The 234-nt window shown below is 48.3% G+C and carries 1 protein-coding gene; it reads left to right on the plus strand.

The window, feature by feature from the left end; translation table 11 throughout:
* Window positions 1–234, plus strand: a 234-nt coding sequence (locus Q4563_RS22815) for a hypothetical protein (RefSeq protein ID WP_303606173.1), incomplete at both ends; no start/stop codon positions are given.

Genomic DNA, 234 nt, shown 5'->3' on the forward strand with positions numbered 1-234 from the left:
GGGTAAAGCTAACGAGTCAACTTTTCAAAACGACATCATCAAACAGCTAATCGCTAACGGCTGGTTGCTTGGTCAGCCCTCGGGCTATAACCGCAAGCTGGCGCTGTATGAAGAGGACTTGCTCGGTTTTGTACAAGAGACTCAGCCAGAACAATGGCAAAAATACGGCAAACTCTATCCGCAAAACCCTGAACAACACTTTTTGGAACGGGTGGCTGCTCAGTTATCCAAGGC

Source organism: Gilvimarinus sp. 1_MG-2023 (genome assembly GCF_030548285.1).